Below are 17,836 nucleotides of genomic sequence, written 5' to 3'. Positions count from 1 at the left end.
TCTACGGATTGCCTAAGGGCAGGAAGTAGTAGATGGTCAGTTCCGACCCAGTTTATCTAAGGGTAGGCTGTTGCCTAATGTCATTGGCAAAATGAATTCCTGCGGCTTACCGCAAAAGATGGGTGTCACCCGCCTGTCTTGTTGGAAGCTTTTTGTCGATTGGTTAGGAAACCCCCACTTCAAAAACGGGTGTTTTAAGTGGTGGGAGGTTCATATGAAGTGAAATAACGGAAAGGGCGGGGCGACGGCTCCGCCTATTTAACTTCATTCAGCATAAATCTCCCACTTCTGTAAGTGGTGAGATGAATCCATATTATTATTCCATTCAGTGGGGGTTCAAACCCCGGCTGAATAAAGTCAAAGCCTCCGGCGGATGCCACAGATTTTCAGAGGAAATTTATCGAGCGGAGCTCGATAAGATCTGGGCGCAAATACGCCAAGGCGCATTTGATGTTTAGGGCTGTAACCCCCTGGCAACTTCTCTGGTGATGTCCAAAAATCGCACGACAGTCGAAGGCTGGTAATGGTTTTGCAGTGTGACCAGACTGAGCTTCGTCTCCAGTTTGGGTTCTGCCAGTGGAACAAGATTTGGGAGTTCCGGCCAATGGATACGGCTGAAATTGTATGGCGCGAAGCTGATTCCCACTCCTTTCATTACCATAAAGAGCATTGGAAAAACTTCTGTCCCCCAATAAATCACGTTTGGGGTAAAACCGCTGTTATGGCAGGCTTCCATGATCTCTTCGGCAATTCCCGAACCGTGCGAAGATGTCGGGAGGATGAATTTTTCATTCCGCAGATCGGCAATGCTAATCGACTTCTTTTCTAATAAGGGATGTCCGGGCGGCAATGCCAGCAGTAAAGGCTCCGTCAGCAGAGTGGATATATGGAGATCCTCCGCTTCGAATATCGTCCGGACGATGCCGATATCAATTTTATGGTTTCGCAATTCATTAAGCACGAACGATGAATTTCCTTCCTTGACACGCATGACGATATTCGGTGCTTCTTCGCGGAGCTTTTTGACTGCATCGGGAATGATGAATAGATTGGCGGATGTGATGCATCCCGCGGTAACTGTACCGCGCAGCCCGTCGTTATGTTCCGACAATTCCTTTACCATATTTTCAGTAGATGCAATCAGTTCTTTTCCCCGTTGATACAGAAATTCACCGTCTCTCGTTAAAGTCAGTCGGCGTCCAGAGCGGTCAAACAATGATACTTTCAATTCTTTTTCAAGCTTGCCCATCATGATGCTTAGGGGGGGCTGCGTCATATTCATCGCCTCAGCGGCTCTGGAAACACTCCCTTCCTCCACTATTTTTATGAAACAACGCAAACGATGAAGGTCCATTTAATTTCTCCTCTTAATAAATTGATGAAATGTTTTATAAAATATATTAAATCTATATATAATATATATTTGTAATAATACAACAGTCGACATATACTATAGTTTACAGTCAGTGTGAAAGGGTTTTCAATAGGTTTGTATTTTAACTTTATTCAGCAGAAATCTCCCACTTCTGTAAGTGCTGAGATGAATGCATATTGGTATTCATTCAGTAGGGGTTAAAACCCAGGCTGAATAAGGTCAAAGCCTCCGGCGGATGCCACAGATTTTCAGAGGAGATTTATTGAGCGGAGTTCGATAAATTCTTAGCGCAAATACGCCAAGGCGCATTTGATAAAAAGGGGGAGCTATTTTGAGAAGAATCATAACTCTATTAGCTGTATTTGTACTTTTCCTTGCCTTGGGGGCCTGCGGTAACTCTTCTTCCGAATCATCTGGCAAGGATGATGGAGAGCAAAAGCTGGCCAAGGAACTGAAACTTTTTTCATTTGGTGATTATTGGCCTGAGGATGTTTTAAAAGGCTTTGAAGAAAAATACGGTGTTAAAGTCATCTATGATCCCTATGGATCCAACGCGGAAATGCTGACCAAAATACAAAGCGGTGCAGTAGACTATGATATCGTCGTACCAACAGATTATATCGCGGGCCGTATGATCCAAAAAGACATGCTTCAAGAATTGGATATGGATAATATCCCCAACTTTAAAAATATAAACTCTTTATTCCATGAAAGAGACTATGATCCTAGCAATAAGTATACTGTACCATATTTATATGGGTACATTGGAATGGTTTACGATAAAACTAAAGTGAAAGATCCAGTTGGCTGGGAAGATCTTTGGACTTCGGAGTATGCAGGTCATGTTTTATTATCGAACGTTGGCCGTGAAGCGCTGACTGTTGCGCTCCAAAAGAACGGTTACAGCCAAAATGATGCAAGTGATGAAGCTTTAAAAGCTGCTAAAAAGGATCTTCTTGCATTGCATCCGAACGTGTATGCATACGAGAGCACTGCATCTGATATTTTATCCGGTAATGATGTGTGGATTGGTGCCGCTTATTCTGGAACTGTCGGAATGGCGATGAAAAAGAATGAAAACTTGATGTTCAAGATTCCGAAAGAAGGCGGAACCATCTGGATGGATAATCTGGCGATTCCAAAAGTCAGTAAAAACAAGTATACAGCGGAAGTGTTTATCAACTATGTTTTAGAGCCTGAAGTGAGCAAGAAAATTTCTGATGAAATACCATACAGCAACCCGAACAGTGCGGCAGTTGAATTGATGGGGGATGAAGAGAAGAATAATCCTGCTGCTTACCCACCTGAAGAAGATGTAAAGCATGCTGACTGGTATAAAGACATGGGGAAAGATTTAACTAAAATGGATCACACATGGAGGGAAGTTATCGGACAGTAGACAAGGAGGATAATTGTAGATGGAGCTAAATGTCTCTGCAGTTCAATATTATATTAGGGGGATAAAAAGCGAGGATGAATTTGCTTCCCAAGTGGAACAGGTTACAAACCAGGCTTTACAGGACAAGCCCGATTTCATCGTTTTCCCTGAATTTTTTACAACACAGCTTGCATGTCTCGTTCCTGCTGGTGTCGAATATGATATGGTCAGGGACTTGGATCGATATACAGGAATGTATATCGATCTGTTTCGAAGGTTAAGTTCGAAGCATAAGGTTCATATTGTAGGGGGTTCTCATGTTGTTAAGGATGGGGAAGGCCGATTTGTCAACCGGGGTTATTTGTTTTATCCGGACGGGACACATGTTTACCAAGATAAGATTCACTTAACTCAGTTTGAGAAAAATATGTTCGATTTGGATGCCGGCAGCAGATTGAAAGTATTTGATACCGAGTGGGCTAAGGTGGCATTGCTTATATGCTATGATATCGAGTTCCCGGAGCTGTCGAGGAAAGCAGCAGAAGAAGGGGCAGAGATTATTTTTTGTCCATCGTGGACAGAAACGATGCATGGAGTTTTCCGGGTGGATCAATGTGCCAGAGCCCGGGCTATTGAAAATCAAATGTTCGTTGTAAAAACTTCAACATTGAGCGATTTGCCGCAATTTGATAGTTTTTCAACGAATGCTGGCTACGCGGGAATCTATTCACCTTGTGATCCATTTTTCACAGAAGACGGTGTAATCGCAAAAGGGGTTAATGGCCAGGAAATGGTGGTAACTGGAACTCTTGACCTTGGTTCTTTGAAAAGATCGCGCAAGTATAGTCCGGCACCATTGTTCAATGATGTACGGCAGGATCTTTATTCAGTTCAATTTACTGAATTAGTTTAGAAGAGAGCCTCCTCCTTAAAGAGCGCATTGATAGACATGTTAAAAAGCCTCTCTTTATCCCGAGAGGCTTTCCTTGTAAACAAATGAATAAGGAGGAACCAGCCTTGAAAGCAAAAACGAAGAAACTTCTAGGCACTTGGTCCGTTCTGGTTTATCTGTTTTTTTACATTCCGATACTCGTTTTAATTGTTTATTCCTTCAATGATTCTAAGATTAGTACAAGCTGGAATGGGTTCACATTTGACTGGTATCAGAAGCTTGCAACAAATGATGCCTTGATCGTCTCAATCGTCAATAGCCTTTTTGTAGCAAGCATTTCCACGTTTTTTTCACTTATTATTGGAACATGTGCCGCTCTAGCACTCAATAGATACAATTTTCCTGGAAAAAAATATATTGATTTATTATTCTATGTACCTATCGTTATTCCGCCGATCATCATCGGGGTATCGATGCTTGTATTGTTTGCCTGGCTTCATGTTTCACTAGGACTGTCAACTGTCATACCCGGACACGTGGTGCTGAGCACTTCTTTTGTCACGCTCCTTGTCCTTACAAGACTCCATGGATTTGACAACTCCCTAGAGGAAGCAGCAAAGGATCTAGGTGCTAATGGCTGGCAAACCTTTTGGAAAGTGACCTTCCCATTGATTTTCCCTAGTATCATAGCCGGTGGGCTGTTAAGTTTTACGATTTCAATAGATGAATTTGTCATTGCTTTCTTTACGACCGGGCCGGGATCTAATACTTTGCCGGTAATGATCTATTCAATAGTCCGCACCGGTATTACGCCTGAAATAAATGCCTTATCCACAATTATGATCATTGTCACGGTTATTGTAGTATTTCTGGGTGAAAAGTGGAGAGGATCTCTAGGAGATGAACAGTCGTAAAGGAGTGAGCATAAAAATGAATCGAAATAAAAAAATGGCGTATTTGCTTTTAGCGCCAAGCCTTCTACTTTTTTTCTGCTTTTTAATTGTTCCGATCCTCATGGTTGTTATCTTAAGCTTTACCACGAATGACGGATACGGCGGAATCGAATATACATTCAGTTTGGAAGCCTATAAACAGGCATTTCAAGCGTTATATGCAAGCATCTTCTTCAGGTCGATCATTTGGGCAGTGATCGTGACAATTGTTTCCCTTATTATAGGCTATCCTTTCGCATACTTTATTGCCCATGCGAAGAAATGGAAAAATGAGCTTCTTTTCCTGGTCATTATCCCGTTTTGGACAAACCTACTTGTCAGAACGTATGCATGGATCATTTTATTGAAAAATGACGGAGTCATCAATTCATTTTTAATGGCAATAGGATTAATTGAAGGGCCAATTACAATGCTTTATACACCTTTCGCCATCTTGGTTGGGTTGATTTACGGTTTTCTGCCATTCATGGTGCTGCCCCTTTATACATCCATTGAGAAATTGGATAAAACTTATTTGGAAGCATCGGAAGATTTAGGGGCCCATCCTGTTCAAACGTTTTTTAACATCACCATACCTTTGACTCTCCCAGGGATTGTGGCAGGATGTTTTATTACTTTCATTCCCGCTTTAGGGATATTTGTAGTGCCTGATTTGTTGGGCGGAAGTAAATCAATCATGATTGGAAATGTTATTCGTGACGATTTCCAGGTGAATTTAAACTGGCAGCTTGGGGCATCTGTTTCGATTTTGATGACGTTAGTTGTTTTGCTGATGATTGTTTTTTTTATTAAATTATCCGGGGATAAAGAAGCGCTGTAAAAAAAGACCCGGCACACGGAGCTGATTGTGCGGGGCCTTTCCTTATTGAATTTATGAGGTCACGAACGGCCTTGATTTCTCCGTATGTCCATCTTTTTTTACATACCCCTCAAGAATTTCTCCCTTTTCCAAATATAAAATCCGGCTCCCTAACTTTTTTGCTTCCTCATGGTTATGGGTGACCAAGATAATGGGGATGCGCCAAAGTTGATGGATGCGAATCAGTTCTTCATGGCTCTTTTTCCTTGTTTCATCATCAAGTGCTGAAAAAGGTTCGTCCAAAAGTAGTGCATCGGGTTCAGTCGCAATGGCCCTCGCGATGGCGGTGCGTTGTTTTTCTCCACCGGATATTTCAGACGGATATTTGGATGCCAGGTGTTCGATTCGGAGTTCTTTCATTAAATCTTTGGCAAACGCTTCGTTTTTCATGCCATAAGCGATATTCTTCCACACGGTCATGTGCGGAAAAAGGGCGTAGTCTTGAAAAAGGTAGCCAACACTTCTTTTTTGAATTGGTACGATGGATTTGCCGTCAAAAAGGTCTGCTCCATTCAAGCGGATGATCCCGGAATCTGGATGACTTAGTCCTGCAATACTATTCAGGATTGTGGTTTTGCCGGAGCCGGAGGGACCGAACAGGACGACAATTTCATTGGCTGCCGAGAATTGTATATTCAGTTCAAAATGAGACAGTTGTTTTTGAATATCAACGGTGAGCACAGTCATCCCTCCATTAGGACTTCGAATGTTTCATCATATTCCTTTTGCTCCACCAATTTAGCCATAAGATAGCACTGAATCCGAGAGCGACAATAATGATTACCCAGAATTTGGCCAAATCCATATTTCCGGATTCCACAGCAAAGTAAATAGCGAGCGGGATCGTATCAGTCACATTTGGGATGTATCCAGCGATCATGAGCGTGGCACCGAATTCACCGAGGGCACGTGCGAAGGAAAGGACGGTCCCTGCCAACAGACCAGGCCAAGCAAGGGGAAAAGAGATGGTCCAAAATACCTTCCATTTCGAGGCGCCCATTGTGTAGGCCGCGTTTTCAACGTTTTGATCATATTGCTGAAATGCGGCGGCAGCACTTTGGTACATCAATGGGAAAGAAACGACAACCGCAGCGATTAATACTCCGTACCAAGTGAAAACAATCTGGAAATCAAACCAGTCGAGCAATAGCTTTCCTATGAATCCGTTTTTTCCAAAAATATATAAGAGACCGAAACCGACAACGGTAGGGGGCAACACGAGTGGAAGCAAAATGATGGCTTCCACTGCACTTTTCCCATAAAAAGAGTTGCGACCGATGATTCTTGCTAGGACGACTCCCGTGATAAAGACGATCACCGTTGCGATGGCGGCCGTTTTAAATGAAAGTAAAAGCGGAGAATAGTTCATAGATCAATCATACCTTACAATATTTATTTCTTGAACCCGTATTTTTCCAAAATGCTTTGTGCATCTTCCGCTTCCAGGAATTTCAGGAACTCTTCCGCTTCTTTTTCATGTTTTGTATCTGCTAAGACGGCCCCTGGGTAGATGATTGGATCGTGCAATGACTCATCGACAGTTGATAAAACCTTGATTTTATCGGAGGTCACGGCATCACTTTCATAGACAAATCCAATGTCGGCGTTTCCAGTTTCAACATACGTCAACACTTGGCGTACGTCCTTAGCCAATACAAGCTTATCTTTCATTTCATCCCATTTTTTTAGATTATGTAAAATTTCTTCTGTATACTCTCCAGCAGGGACGCTTTCAGGATTTCCAATGGCAATCTGATCCACATCTGCCGCGGAGACTTCATCGACTGATTTATAATCAATTTTGGAGTCTGCCCCTGTGATCAAAACGATTTTATTACCCGTTACATTTTCTCTTGTCGAGGTATTGACAAGGTCATCTTTTTCGAGCGTGTCCATCCATTCTTGGTTGGCCGAAATGAAAATATCAACCGGAGCACCTTGCTGAATTTGCTGGGCTAGTGTGCCTGATCCGCCTAGATTAAATGTCAATTCTACTGGATGGTCTTTTTCATATAGTTCTTTGATTTCTTCCAGCGCGTCAGTCAGACTAACTGCGGCGGAAACAGTCAATGGTGTTTTTTCTTCAGTTTTATTAGCTTTTTCTGTTGAATCTTGGCTGCTTTTATCGCTTGTATCATTGCTGTTGCATCCTGCAAAAAGCAATGAGGCGATAACTAATATGAAAATTGCAAGTTTTTTCATCTAGATCCCCCTAAAAAGAAATTTTAGTTATATCTAATTATAACTAGTTATATCTAATTATAGTTAGCCTGCTTGTGTAAGTAAATGATAAAATAGAATTATTAAGAATATTGAGGTGTTTTTCTTGGCGCACAACGAGTCTTTTACTACAGAGGAAATTGCTAAAGCTTTAAAAGTCTCCAAATTGACAGTCTATGATTTGATCAAAAAAGGAGAGTTGAAGGCTTTCAGAGTAGGTCGGCAAATGCGTGTGGACGCGAAAGAACTGGAGAATTATAAGTCCCGGGGACTGGAAGTGGGAATTGCCCAAGGAGCGGAGTCTAGTACGGCGGCTTCAGGGACGGCGCGTCAAGTCGTGATCAGCGGGCAGGACAGCAGTCTGGATATTTTGGCAAGGCAGATAGAAGCAAAATCAAGCGACTTTCGACCGCTTCGTTCTCATGGAGGCAGTCTTGACAGTCTGATTGCAATGTATTTGGGAAAAGCGGATGTGGTGAGTACCCATCTCCTTGACGGTGATACGCTCCAGTACAATATCTCATACATAAGGAAAATATTAGTCAGCCAATCATTCGTGGTTATTCACATGCTGCAGCGTGAAGCGGGGCTTTATGTGGCAAAGGGAAATCCACATGGTTTTCAATCATGGGAGGATCTGGCTAAGCCAGGCATAAAGCTGATCAACCGGGAAAAAGGCGCAGGAGCGAGGGTTCTTCTGGATGAACAATTACGGATCAATGGAATCAAAAGAAATCAAGTAAGTGGATATGAAAATTTCCAAACGAGTCATTTAGGTGTGGCTAGCGTAATTGCGAATGGACGTGCGGATGTCGGAGTCGGCATTGAACAATCAGCCAAGGTTGCGAATATCAATTTTATCCCTCTGATTGCAGAAAGCTACGATTTGGTCATTTTGAAAAAAGAAAACAATGTTCAGCTTATTAACATTGTTTTGGAGATATTAAACAACAACGAATTTAAAGAGGAGCTGCAATCGCTTGGATACGGGGTGGAAAAGACTGGGGAAATCTTGTACGAGCAGTAAATTGGGGGATTTTCATGTGGATTTTAGCATTTTTGATCGGTTTATTTTCGGGAATCATCTCAGGCATGGTGTCGGTTGGTGGGAGCATTATTGTTACGAGCATGCTGATCTTGATATCGGCCATTTTCCAATTGAAATTGGATATGAAACAGATTGTCACAACAACTGCTTTTTACACCCTCTTTACAACAATATCAGGAGCGGTCTATTTTTGGCTGCAAAAACTTGTTGTCAATAAAATTGTCGTATACTTTGGTATACCTGCCGTGATGTCCAGCTTAATTTCATCTTTGATGGCCAACTCATTCAACGACAATGTCCTGCAAGGAATTTTTGCCTTTTTTGCGCTGTTAGCTGCAATAACGATCATTTTACCTAGCAGCGGAAAGAAACTTGATGCAGAAGGCAGATTTCCGTATTTCACTGCAATTTCTCTCAGCATAATCGTTGGGGCAGTTGGAGGCATGATTGGTGTTGCAGCCGGATTTCTATACATGCCGATCTTCCTGCGGTTATTCCGTTTAACTGTCAGGCAGGCCGTCGGCACTGGTATGGTTGTAGGCGGGATGCTTTGTGTAGGAACTATTTTGGGAAAATTGAGCTGGGAATATGTCCGAGTGGATGTCATAGTACCGCTTGGAATCAGTGGTATTATTGGTGCGCTGATCGGAGGAAAGTTAACTGCATTAATAAGCGAAAAAACGTTGAATTTTTTGATGTGCCTGATCATAGCGGCCATTGCTGTCCAGACGATTATTGTGTTCCTAGTGAATTCATTAATGGTTTCGCTGCCGATAGTCATGGTGGCCACATTGGTAGTGTCAGTTGTTTTCGTTTGGCTTATTTTAACTTCATTCAGCAGAAATCTCCCACATCTGTAAGTGGTGAGATGAATGCATATTGGTATTCCATTCAGTGGGGGTTTAAACCCCGCTGAATAAAGTTAAAGCCTCCGGCGGATGCCACAGGTTTCAGAGGAAATTGATAATTTCATCATATAAATGTAAAAACCAATCATTGAGTTTTTTTGGGGAGAACTTTAATGATAGAGTGTACACCGGTCATCATTAAATTGCACTCTATACGTAAATTATGCGGGTTCAACGGTTTATTGCGCGAACCCGCACGAGATTGATAAATCTTAAGCTCACTAGCACAACCTTTGCTCCAAGGGTATCTATTTTACAGGAATTTCAATTTTTTGGTCATAGCGTTTCATATAATGCATTCCTTCTATTAATAGTGACTCCGGTTCGGTTTTCGACTTGAATAGCAGAGTCCGTACCTTCATGATGCTCCCATCCTCTTGTTCTGCCTCGGTTTGATTCATGGTAGTTGATAAAGGAACGTTTCCACTTTTCGTTTCGATAGACACGCCATCAAGCATGACATCGTCATCTGTCGCAATCGTAATTTCCAAGCCTTCCGAAGTGAGCTTGACCTCTTGAATAATCATTTCCTTTCCACCGATTGTGACCGGCTCATTTTTTGAGGAATCAAGTTTTATCTTCTCTCCAAGTATCTTGTATCCGGCGAAATGTTTCACAACGAGCTCCAGTGAATCAAGCTTTTTGGGCAATGCCTCAAATCGAACATCAAATTTGCTTCCAAGTAAAGCAGATTGATATCCGCCTCCCACCATTTGCACCGGTGATCCATTGGCGATTAATTCTATGCCGTCCAGTGAGGTATGGACTCTGTCAAAGTTTTCAACGTTCATTTTCCCTTTTATTACTGTCAAGGTAGGAGAGGCTGTAATCGAATCGAAGCTAATCGTCCCTTTATCAACTTTTATCGTTTTATTTATCTTTTGTTTCAGCTCCACCTGCATTGCTTTGTTTGGTTTATAGGGAAAGGAAATGCTCTTTTCCTTCATCTGCTCTTTGTTCATATCCCAGTAGTGCAACGTCAATTTTTTTGAAAAAGGGCTGACAGGTTCAAATGACATCGTCCCCTTAATCTCAGTCCCGTCATAACTGAGCATAAATGTATTGCTCTCCACATTGGAATCTGTCAAAAATCCGGTAATCGCTGAGGGTTGAAAAAGGTCGCTTGTGTCATCATCCAATCCCTTTTGGTTGCTTAATGTATAATACATCACGAGCTGGTTGGAATCTGTTATGATTCCATTGATAGTAAAATCTGTTCCATCATCAAGAGCAGTCTTTTTTTCAATGACTTGTCCCATCCCTTTGTCGTTCAGCTCCTTTAAAGTCCCGCTCATCACTTCATCGAACCCAAGCAGCTTTTTTCCATAATACGCTAATGCATTAAATTGGTATCCGGTAGCAACGATAAAAATCAGAGATATGATTGCCAGTTTCAGAAGAGGAGAGCGCTTCAATCTTTTTGGTGGGGCAGAATGTAAAGCTTTTTTTAGCCTTGCTTCCAATTCTTCTGGTGCAGTAATGGTGCTCAGGCGTCTTTTTTCTTCATTCAGCTGTTTTTCAATATCATTCATTTGAATCACCCCCGAAAAGTTCCCTCAGTTTTTTCAAGCCTTCGAAAATCCTCGATTTGGCAGTACCGATCGAAACATCGGTTATTTCAGCTATTGTTTCGTAATCAAGATCATGTAAATATTTCAACTGGATGGTTTCTCTTTGATTTTCGTTTAGATGTCCAAGCATTTGCTGGATATCCAAACGTTGTTCACTGCTTATATAGGGAAACTGGTACGAATGTTGTCCATCGGGCATACTCTCAAGCAGGATCACTTTCTTTTGCTTGATGAGCATGGATTTACAAAGGTTCACTAATATCGTTTTGCTCCAGCTGTAAAAAGCCTCAGCTTTTTTTAGGTGTTCAATTTTTTCGTATAATATTAGGATCATTTCCTCCATGGCATCCATCGCATCATGCTCATTTTTCATGTAAGTTAAAGCAAGCCTGTAATAAGCATCCTTTTCTGCCATGATTAATTGAAGCAGTGCTTCCTTATCTCCCTTTTTTGCCATTTTTACCAACCGACTTGCATTCATGCCCTCACCTCACTTATCTATAAGAGAAATGATAAATGAAAAAAGTTCATTTTTTATAAAAAATTTTTTATGTAGGATTATGAAAAGCGAGCTTCCCTCTAATCATGTTTACTCTTACTATTCTCTCCAACGCTTGTATGGCTTAATAAGACCGAGGATATTGGCTAAAGTTGCTGTTTGTGAAAGCTTTCAAAAAAACGAACAAATAGGGGTTTTCATACTAAGAAATATCAAATAATAGAGGCGACACATAATGATTGAAAACATAAGCATAATTCGCAAATGGAACTTGTCTATGAAAATAACACTTGAATCTCCCTGCAAATGATGCATTATTCTCAATGATTCAATCATATTTCCGAGATCAAATGGATGAAAAAGCACCAGCACTTCTTGTGATTGGCGCGGGTGGTAGAAATGAGCTTGCTGCATGGGGGCCGTCTAATCCAAAATAGACGTTCACCAGAGTCGACCCTACTGATGAGATACTACAGATTGCGGAAAATAAATTAGTGAAGCTGGGATTGGAAAACCGTGTCCGATTGATTCGGGGAACGATTGACGGCCTGTTGCCGTCCGAATCGAAATTCGATGCAGCCAGTTGTATCCTGGTTCTTCACTTCATTGATGGTGAACAAGAGAAGTTAAAGCTGTTAAAGAGCATTAAGGGGCATTTGAAGCATGGAGCACCGTTTGTACTCGTCAGTGCTTATGGTGACCGTGATAATGCTGAGCTTTAAAATAGATTAAACGTCTGGAAAACTTTTGGCTGGATGCTGGGTATGAAGTATCCAGAGTCGATGAGATGGTAAACAGAAACGTCATGAAAATCCCTTTTTTTCCTGAAGATCAAATTGAGCAGTTCCTGGTAAAAGCTGGCTTTACGAAAATAACCCGTTTTTTTCTGCCGGGTTTTTTGCAGGGGGGATATGTCATGCGAAATGAATGATATCAAAACGGTTAGTAATATCTAAACTATGCCCGGAGGTCAGTTTGATTTTCGGGCTTTTTTTGTTTTACCGAATCTGTTATTTCAAAAATGAAAAAGATAAATTTCATTTTTGAAATATTTGTGGGTGGAAGAGAGGAGAAATATGAAAGAATAACACTTTTCGTTGTTGGCATGAATATTGCGATGTAGATAACAATATAGAGTAAATGAGAGGTGAATGGCTAATGACACGTTACGAATATGGCGGAGATGAGTTTATTTTTGTCGAACTGGCAGAAGAGATGAGCCTAGAAGTGAACTTCCAGGCGATGGCTATCACAAAACAATTAAAGGAGGAGCAGCTTTCAGGCATATTAGATATTTGCCCTTCGAATGCTTCTTATATGGTTCGATTTGAACCTGAAAAAATTCATCCGGACAAGCTGATTTCAAAACTGAAAGAGTTGGAGCAGACGACATCTATTGATGATTTTGAATTATCTTCAAGGATGGTTGATGTCCCAGTTTTGTTTGAAGACCCATGGACACATGAGGCATTGATGCGGTTCAGGGACCGGCATCAGGACCCCAATTCAACGGATTTGGAATATACTGCACGAATCAATGGGTTTGATTCAACAGATGCTTTGATTGATGCCATGACAGGGGCTCCCTATCTTGTCACAATGATCGGTTTTGTACCTGGTCTTCCGTGGTGTTATCAGATGGTGCCGCGTGAACAGCAGATTGAAGCGCCGAAATATGTCCGGCCAAGAACTTTCACACCTGAAAGGGCTTTCGGTCTTGGAGGGGCTTTCTCTGTGATTTATCCGGTAGATGGAGCCGGAGGTTACCAATTGTTTGGAATTGCTGCCGCGCCAATTTTTGAAAAAGACAGCAAGCTATACGACTTCCAGGATACGATGACATTTCCTAAACAAGGTGACATCTTCAGATACCGAAGTGTAACGCGGGAAGAATACGATTCCATTAGGGAAGAAGTAGAGAATGGAACGTTTCGCTATTTAACGAAGGAGATCACTTTTACTCCGAAACAAGTACTCGAAAATCCGAAAACGTTTTCTGAAGAAGTGCTAAGGAGGTTATACTCATGATCAAAGTGAAAAATCCGGGTTTACAAACAACCATTCAGGATGTTGGGCGGATTGGATATTATGAAGTGGGAATGCCTCCTTCTGGAGCAATGGACCAATTTTCATACAAAGTGGGTAATGTTCTTGTTGGAAATGATGATAGAGCAGCATCATTGGAAATTACATATATGGGGCCTGTTCTTGAATTTGAGAGGGATGCTGTTATTGCGCTAACTGGAGGAGAGATCCCGCCAAAAATCAACGGGAAACCAGTTCCTATGTGGGAAACATTGTCAATCAAAGCTGGCGATACACTCTCTTTTGATTTTGTAAAAGGCGGAGCAAGGGTCTATTTGGCAGTACAAGGCGGTATCGATGTCCCGGTGATTATGGAATCAAGAGCTACCTATACTTTATGCGGCATAGGTGGATTGGATGGGCGCGCTTTGCAAGCAGGCGACGGGCTAAAAATCGGGGATGATATCAGAAGAGAAGTAAAAGTTGGAACACGTGTCCCTGATGAGCTAATTCCCACATTTTCTAAAAGACATGAAATCCGGGTCGTTGTGGGGCTGTGCAGCTACCGCTTAACTGAAGAAAGTAAGGAACGTTTCTTTTCATTGGATTGGACTATTACAACTGAAGCAAACCGAGTTGGTTATCGTTTCAAAGGAGAGCGCTTGGATTTCGTGGAGAGAGAGCAGCCATTTGGAGCCGGAAGCAATCCTTCCAATGTGGTGGATTTGGGTTATCCAATCGGTTCCATTCAGGTGCCGGATGGTGTCGAGCCGATTGCTTTGTTAAATGATGCTGTTACCGGAGGCGGATATGCGACGATTGCTACAATTATCAGTCCGGATCTGAACAAGATGGCTCAGGCGAAGACGAATGAAAAAGTACGCTTTATCCCCGTCGGTATTGATGAGGCTCTTGAAGCAAGAAAAGCTGAGAAGGACAAAATGAAGCAAATAAGAGAACAAATTATATCGCAACAACAGGAGGCATAACAATGGAAGAGAACAAAACAATTATTTCACCTATTCCAGGAGTATTTTACAGAAAACCATCCCCGGATCAAGATGTATTTGTTAATGAGGGAGACTCAGTCAAGGCGGGAGATGTGATCGGGCTAGTCGAGGTCATGAAAAATTACTATGAGATCAAAGCTGAAGTAGATGGCGTAATCGATTCGTTTTTGGTTGATGAAGAGCAGCTTTTGGACGCTGGACAGGAAATCGCTATATTGAAATAAGTAATCAATTAGATTTTGTAAAGGAGAAGTGCCTGTGTTTTTTAAAAGAGTATTAATAGCAAATAGAGGAGAAATTGCCCGCAGGATTATACGGACATGCCAGCGTTTAGGCATAGAAACTGTTGCAGTTTATTCGGAAGCGGATGCAGAGATGCCGTTCGTTAAAGAAGCGACAATTGCCGTTTGTGTAGGTCCGGCTCAGGCGAAGAAAAGCTACCTTGATATTGACAACATTATCCAAGCCGCTAAGGAGACAAATGCAGACGCTATTCATCCAGGCTATGGATTTTTATCAGAAAACGCCACATTTGTGCGCCGTTGTGAGGAAGAAGGAATCACATTCATCGGACCAACAGCCAAGTCGATCGAGTTGATGGGAAGCAAGCTGGAAGCCCGCTCTCAGATGCAGAAGGCTGGGGTTCCGGTTGTACCTGGATCAGAAGGCCGCCTAAATTCGATTGAAGAAGCTGTGAGTCTTGCTGAGGAAATCGGTTATCCACTTATGTTAAAAGCTAGTGCAGGTGGGGGCGGCATAGGAATGCAGCTTGTCCATAATGCTGATGAACTATCAAGAGCCTTCGATTCTACAAAACAGAAGGCCGAATCGTTTTTTGGCGATGGAGATCTGTTCTTGGAAAAATGGATTAGTAATCCTCGTCATATCGAAGTGCAAATTGCTGCGGACAAGCAAGGAAACGTGATTCATCTTTTTGAACGGGAGTGTTCAGTCCAGCGAAGGAACCAGAAAGTTGTGGAGGAGAGCCCTTCGCCGTATTTGGATGAAAAACGAAGGGAAGAACTACTGCAGACTGCAATCCGAGGTGTACAGCATATTGAGTATACGAATGTCGGTACGATGGAATTCATTTTTGACGGGGAGAAAAACTTTTACTTTCTTGAGATGAATACGCGGCTTCAGGTTGAGCACCCTGTCACAGAGGAGATTACTGGTTTGGATCTCGTAGAACTTCAACTTCAGCTGGCTGCAGGAGAGAGACTTCCCTTCCAACAGCAGAATATCACAAAGAACGGTCACTCTATCGAATGCCGCCTGTATGCTGAAGATCCAAACACTTATTTTCCTTCTCCTGGAACAATCAAACGATTGGTTTTACCAGAAAATGCCCGACTTGATTTTGCTATTGAAGAAGGAAGTCAGGTCTCGCCATTTTATGACCCAATGATCGGAAAAATCATCGTTCATGGCGAGGACCGTAATCAAGCCATTGAGAAAATGAAAGAAGCCTTGGAACAGTTGAAGGTTGAAGGCATCACAACCAACCTGTTATTGCTATACGACATCTTGGAAAATGTGAGCTTTAAAAAAGGAGAGTATACAACGAAGTTTCTTGATGAATTCCAGAAGCAACGAAAGTAGGTGAAGAAATGTATAAAGTGGATTTAAACTGTGATATGGGTGAGAGCTTCGCTCTTTATGAGCTGGGCAATGACGAAGAAATGATGAAGTATATTACCTCTGCCAATATTGCCTGCGGTTTCCATGCCGGAGATCCGCAAGTGATGAGAAGGACCGTTGAGCTAGCAAAAGAGCATGGAGTGGGTATCGGAGCCCACCCGGGCTTTCCCGATCTTCTTGGATTTGGGCGTCGTTATATGACATGTACCGCTCAAGAGGTGAAGGACTATATCACGTATCAGACAGGAGCCCTAAGAGAATTTGCCAGAGCGGCGCAGGTGGATATCCAGCATTGCAAGCCTCATGGGGCATTGTTTATGAAAGCAATGGAAGACAGGCAGCTTGCACGGGCGGTTTTGGAGGCTATTTATGAGGTGAATCCAGAAACAATCGTTTTTGCCCTAAATCATTCTGAGGTATGGGAAGAAGCACAAAAAATGGGAATCCCGGTTGCGCTTGAAACATATTCAGACCGTGAGCATACTGAAAGCGGATCAATCGTGCTGACTAGAAGGGGGCCGTCAATTCAGGATTATGATGAAATGGCCCAGCGGGTTGTACGCATGGTTAAAGAAGGAAAAGTTATTACTCATGACGGAAAAGAGGCTCTTGTCAAGGCACAGACAGTTTGTATCCATGGGGATACGCCCGGTGCCCCCGAGCTTGCTAAAACGATTGTTTCGGCATTGAAGGCGAATGATGTAGAAATTGTTCCTGTCAGGGGAGTCATCAGCTAATCTAATAAAAACCATTAGTGATCAAGTCTGAAATGACTATAACGGACAAAAGTTGAACAAGTCTTAATTGGACGGCTCTGCTGAAATGTCTGGTTAACGGGAGTCAAATTCACGCGAACCCCCTGAGGTCCAGCTAACTGTGATTTGTGATCCCGAAGCTAAGTGGCTCATGTGAACCTTAAGATTAGTAAAAAAAGTTGGAGGCACAAAACTTTTGTGTTTTGTGCCTAGAGCTAAGTGAAAGGAATGGTCAAACCAATGAAAATAGAAAACTCTCATACTTTTAAAGGCATTTCTGTCGAAATGCTTTGGAATACATTACAAAATAAGGAGGTGTTGCGGGGGGCTTTGCCTGGATGCAAATCTTTTGAGGAAGTGGAAGAGGATGTATATGATGCTGAACTTGGTATCAATGTAGGCCCAGTGAAGGGATTGTTTACGGCTGAAGTCCGACAGGTGGAAAAAAGGGAGCCGGAGTTTTATAAGCTGATTGTTCATGGAAAAGGGAAGCCTGGTGAAATTAGTGCAAGCGCTAACATGAGATTGGAAGATTCAGAGGCGGGGGCTATTCTGACTTGCAGTGCAGATGTGAGTGTGACTGGAATGCTAGCTTCTGTAGGCCAGCGTGTCACGGGGGGAGTAGCCAAGCTGTTATTGGGACAGTTTTTCAAGGATATTGAAAAAGAAGCGAAGAAAATTGTAAACCTGTAACAGACCATA

The 17,836-nt window shown here is 42.3% G+C and carries 20 protein-coding genes; 14 read left to right on the top strand and 6 right to left on the bottom strand.

The features are described from left to right. Positions 1 to 302 precede the first annotated feature (302 nt). Complete coding sequence (locus D5F11_RS25790; RefSeq protein WP_185830438.1) at positions 303 to 458, top strand: hypothetical protein; 156 nt, start codon at positions 303 to 305, stop codon at positions 456 to 458. Here D5F11_RS25790 and D5F11_RS01535 read toward each other — a convergent pair. Next, positions 455 to 1,354 carry a LysR family transcriptional regulator gene (locus D5F11_RS01535; RefSeq protein WP_120118646.1) on the bottom strand — a complete coding sequence of 300 codons (900 nt, stop codon included), beginning with the start codon at positions 1,352 to 1,354 and terminating at the stop codon, positions 455 to 457. The genes D5F11_RS25790 and D5F11_RS01535 overlap by 4 nt on opposite strands. A 352-nt stretch (positions 1,355 to 1,706) precedes the next feature. Here D5F11_RS01535 and D5F11_RS01530 point away from each other — a divergent pair, with 352 nt between their 5' ends. The 4 genes from D5F11_RS01530 (at position 1,707) to D5F11_RS01515 (ending at position 5,418) form a co-directional block, all read left to right on the top strand. Then, positions 1,707 to 2,774: an ABC transporter substrate-binding protein gene (locus tag D5F11_RS01530; RefSeq protein ID WP_185830437.1), complete on the top strand. Its 1,068-nt coding sequence runs from the start codon at positions 1,707 to 1,709 to the stop codon at positions 2,772 to 2,774. Positions 2,775 to 2,793: 19 nt separating this feature from the next. Then, entirely contained in the window at positions 2,794 to 3,666 is an 873-nt protein-coding gene (locus tag D5F11_RS01525) for a carbon-nitrogen hydrolase family protein (RefSeq protein ID WP_120118648.1), read from the top strand. A gap of 104 nt (positions 3,667 to 3,770) precedes the next feature. After that, a complete protein-coding gene (locus D5F11_RS01520; protein WP_120118649.1) occupies positions 3,771 to 4,559 on the top strand; it encodes an ABC transporter permease in 789 nt (262 codons plus the stop codon). Positions 4,560 to 4,575: 16 nt separating this feature from the next. Beyond that, entirely contained in the window at positions 4,576 to 5,418 is an 843-nt protein-coding gene (locus tag D5F11_RS01515; RefSeq protein ID WP_120118650.1) for an ABC transporter permease, read from the top strand. A gap of 51 nt (positions 5,419 to 5,469) precedes the next feature. Here D5F11_RS01515 and D5F11_RS01510 read toward each other — a convergent pair whose 3' ends face one another. The 3 genes from D5F11_RS01510 to modA are packed head-to-tail and all read right to left on the bottom strand — an operon-like array spanning position 5,470 to position 7,659. After that, positions 5,470 to 6,138, bottom strand: a complete 669-nt coding sequence (locus tag D5F11_RS01510; protein ID WP_120118651.1) for a sulfate/molybdate ABC transporter ATP-binding protein — start codon at positions 6,136 to 6,138, stop codon at positions 5,470 to 5,472. Between the two features lie 13 nt (positions 6,139 to 6,151). Continuing rightward, on the bottom strand, positions 6,152 to 6,826 hold the full coding sequence (modB, locus tag D5F11_RS01505; RefSeq protein ID WP_120118652.1) for a molybdate ABC transporter permease subunit: 675 nt from the start codon (positions 6,824 to 6,826) through the stop codon (positions 6,152 to 6,154). Between the two features lie 23 nt (positions 6,827 to 6,849). After that, on the bottom strand, positions 6,850 to 7,659 hold the full coding sequence (modA, locus tag D5F11_RS01500; protein ID WP_120118653.1) for a molybdate ABC transporter substrate-binding protein: 810 nt from the start codon (positions 7,657 to 7,659) through the stop codon (positions 6,850 to 6,852). A 124-nt stretch (positions 7,660 to 7,783) separates the two neighbouring features. On the opposite strand from modA, the gene D5F11_RS01495 reads away from it, so the two are divergent. Next, a complete protein-coding gene (locus D5F11_RS01495) occupies positions 7,784 to 8,704 on the top strand; it encodes a helix-turn-helix transcriptional regulator (protein ID WP_120118654.1) in 921 nt (306 codons plus the stop codon). A gap of 14 nt (positions 8,705 to 8,718) precedes the next feature. Continuing rightward, positions 8,719 to 9,585 (top strand): sulfite exporter TauE/SafE family protein, encoded by an 867-nt coding sequence (locus D5F11_RS01490; protein WP_120118655.1) that lies wholly within the window; start codon positions 8,719 to 8,721, stop codon positions 9,583 to 9,585. A gap of 296 nt (positions 9,586 to 9,881) precedes the next feature. Here the strand turns inward: D5F11_RS01490 and D5F11_RS01485 are convergent, their stop codons facing one another. After that, positions 9,882 to 11,165: a DUF4179 domain-containing protein gene (locus D5F11_RS01485; protein ID WP_120118656.1), complete on the bottom strand. Its 1,284-nt coding sequence runs from the start codon at positions 11,163 to 11,165 to the stop codon at positions 9,882 to 9,884. After that, positions 11,158 to 11,685 (bottom strand): RNA polymerase sigma factor, encoded by a 528-nt coding sequence (locus D5F11_RS01480; RefSeq protein ID WP_120118657.1) that lies wholly within the window; start codon positions 11,683 to 11,685, stop codon positions 11,158 to 11,160. Before D5F11_RS01480 ends, D5F11_RS01485 begins: the two co-directional genes overlap by 8 nt. Positions 11,686 to 12,197: 512 nt before the next feature. Here D5F11_RS01480 and D5F11_RS27245 point away from each other — a divergent pair. The 7 genes from D5F11_RS27245 to D5F11_RS01445 all read left to right on the top strand — a co-directional run bounded on the left by D5F11_RS27245 (position 12,198) and on the right by D5F11_RS01445 (position 17,827). Then, positions 12,198 to 12,425: a class I SAM-dependent methyltransferase gene (locus D5F11_RS27245; RefSeq protein WP_245998016.1), complete on the top strand. Its 228-nt coding sequence runs from the start codon at positions 12,198 to 12,200 to the stop codon at positions 12,423 to 12,425. A gap of 436 nt (positions 12,426 to 12,861) precedes the next feature. Beyond that, entirely contained in the window at positions 12,862 to 13,731 is an 870-nt protein-coding gene (locus tag D5F11_RS01470) for a 5-oxoprolinase subunit B family protein (protein ID WP_120118658.1), read from the top strand. After that, positions 13,728 to 14,717: a 5-oxoprolinase subunit C family protein gene (locus D5F11_RS01465; protein ID WP_120118659.1), complete on the top strand. Its 990-nt coding sequence runs from the start codon at positions 13,728 to 13,730 to the stop codon at positions 14,715 to 14,717. The genes D5F11_RS01470 and D5F11_RS01465 overlap by 4 nt, the downstream gene beginning before the upstream one ends. 2 nt (positions 14,718 to 14,719) lie before the next feature. Then, complete coding sequence (locus D5F11_RS01460; protein WP_120118660.1) at positions 14,720 to 14,962, top strand: acetyl-CoA carboxylase; 243 nt, start codon at positions 14,720 to 14,722, stop codon at positions 14,960 to 14,962. 34 nt (positions 14,963 to 14,996) lie between these two features. Beyond that, complete coding sequence (locus tag D5F11_RS01455; RefSeq protein ID WP_120118661.1) at positions 14,997 to 16,340, top strand: acetyl-CoA carboxylase biotin carboxylase subunit; 1,344 nt, start codon at positions 14,997 to 14,999, stop codon at positions 16,338 to 16,340. Between the two features lie 8 nt (positions 16,341 to 16,348). Beyond that, positions 16,349 to 17,116 (top strand): LamB/YcsF family protein, encoded by a 768-nt coding sequence (locus tag D5F11_RS01450; RefSeq protein ID WP_120118662.1) that lies wholly within the window; start codon positions 16,349 to 16,351, stop codon positions 17,114 to 17,116. Positions 17,117 to 17,374: 258 nt separating this feature from the next. Then, on the top strand, positions 17,375 to 17,827 hold the full coding sequence (locus D5F11_RS01445) for an SRPBCC family protein (RefSeq protein WP_120118688.1): 453 nt from the start codon (positions 17,375 to 17,377) through the stop codon (positions 17,825 to 17,827). The last annotated feature ends 9 nt before the right edge of the window (positions 17,828 to 17,836 follow it).

This window comes from Siminovitchia terrae (genome assembly GCF_003605405.2).
Lineage (GTDB): Bacteria > Bacillota > Bacilli > Bacillales > Bacillaceae_C > Siminovitchia > Siminovitchia terrae.
The sequence above is the reverse complement of the archived record's forward strand: the minus strand, read 5'-3'. Positions and strand labels throughout refer to the sequence as shown.

Excerpts from the sequence above, each read along its gene's own strand:
- D5F11_RS25790 (WP_185830438.1), top strand. The coding sequence starts at position 303 with ATGAATCCATATTATTATTCCATTCAGTGGGGGTTCAAACCCCGGCTG.
- D5F11_RS01535 (WP_120118646.1), bottom strand. The coding sequence starts at position 1,354 with ATGGACCTTCATCGTTTGCGTTGTTTCATAAAAATAGTGGAGGAAGGG.
- D5F11_RS01525 (WP_120118648.1), top strand. The coding sequence starts at position 2,794 with ATGGAGCTAAATGTCTCTGCAGTTCAATATTATATTAGGGGGATAAAA.
- D5F11_RS01515 (WP_120118650.1), top strand. The coding sequence starts at position 4,576 with ATGAATCGAAATAAAAAAATGGCGTATTTGCTTTTAGCGCCAAGCCTT.
- modB (WP_120118652.1), bottom strand. The coding sequence starts at position 6,826 with ATGAACTATTCTCCGCTTTTACTTTCATTTAAAACGGCCGCCATCGCA.
- modA (WP_120118653.1), bottom strand. The coding sequence starts at position 7,659 with ATGAAAAAACTTGCAATTTTCATATTAGTTATCGCCTCATTGCTTTTT.
- D5F11_RS01490 (WP_120118655.1), top strand. The coding sequence starts at position 8,719 with ATGTGGATTTTAGCATTTTTGATCGGTTTATTTTCGGGAATCATCTCA.
- D5F11_RS01485 (WP_120118656.1), bottom strand. The coding sequence starts at position 11,165 with ATGAATGATATTGAAAAACAGCTGAATGAAGAAAAAAGACGCCTGAGC.
- D5F11_RS01480 (WP_120118657.1), bottom strand. The coding sequence starts at position 11,685 with ATGAATGCAAGTCGGTTGGTAAAAATGGCAAAAAAGGGAGATAAGGAA.
- D5F11_RS01470 (WP_120118658.1), top strand. The coding sequence starts at position 12,862 with ATGACACGTTACGAATATGGCGGAGATGAGTTTATTTTTGTCGAACTG.
- D5F11_RS01465 (WP_120118659.1), top strand. The coding sequence starts at position 13,728 with ATGATCAAAGTGAAAAATCCGGGTTTACAAACAACCATTCAGGATGTT.
- D5F11_RS01460 (WP_120118660.1), top strand. The coding sequence starts at position 14,720 with ATGGAAGAGAACAAAACAATTATTTCACCTATTCCAGGAGTATTTTAC.
- D5F11_RS01450 (WP_120118662.1), top strand. The coding sequence starts at position 16,349 with ATGTATAAAGTGGATTTAAACTGTGATATGGGTGAGAGCTTCGCTCTT.
- D5F11_RS01445 (WP_120118688.1), top strand. The coding sequence starts at position 17,375 with ATGAAAATAGAAAACTCTCATACTTTTAAAGGCATTTCTGTCGAAATG.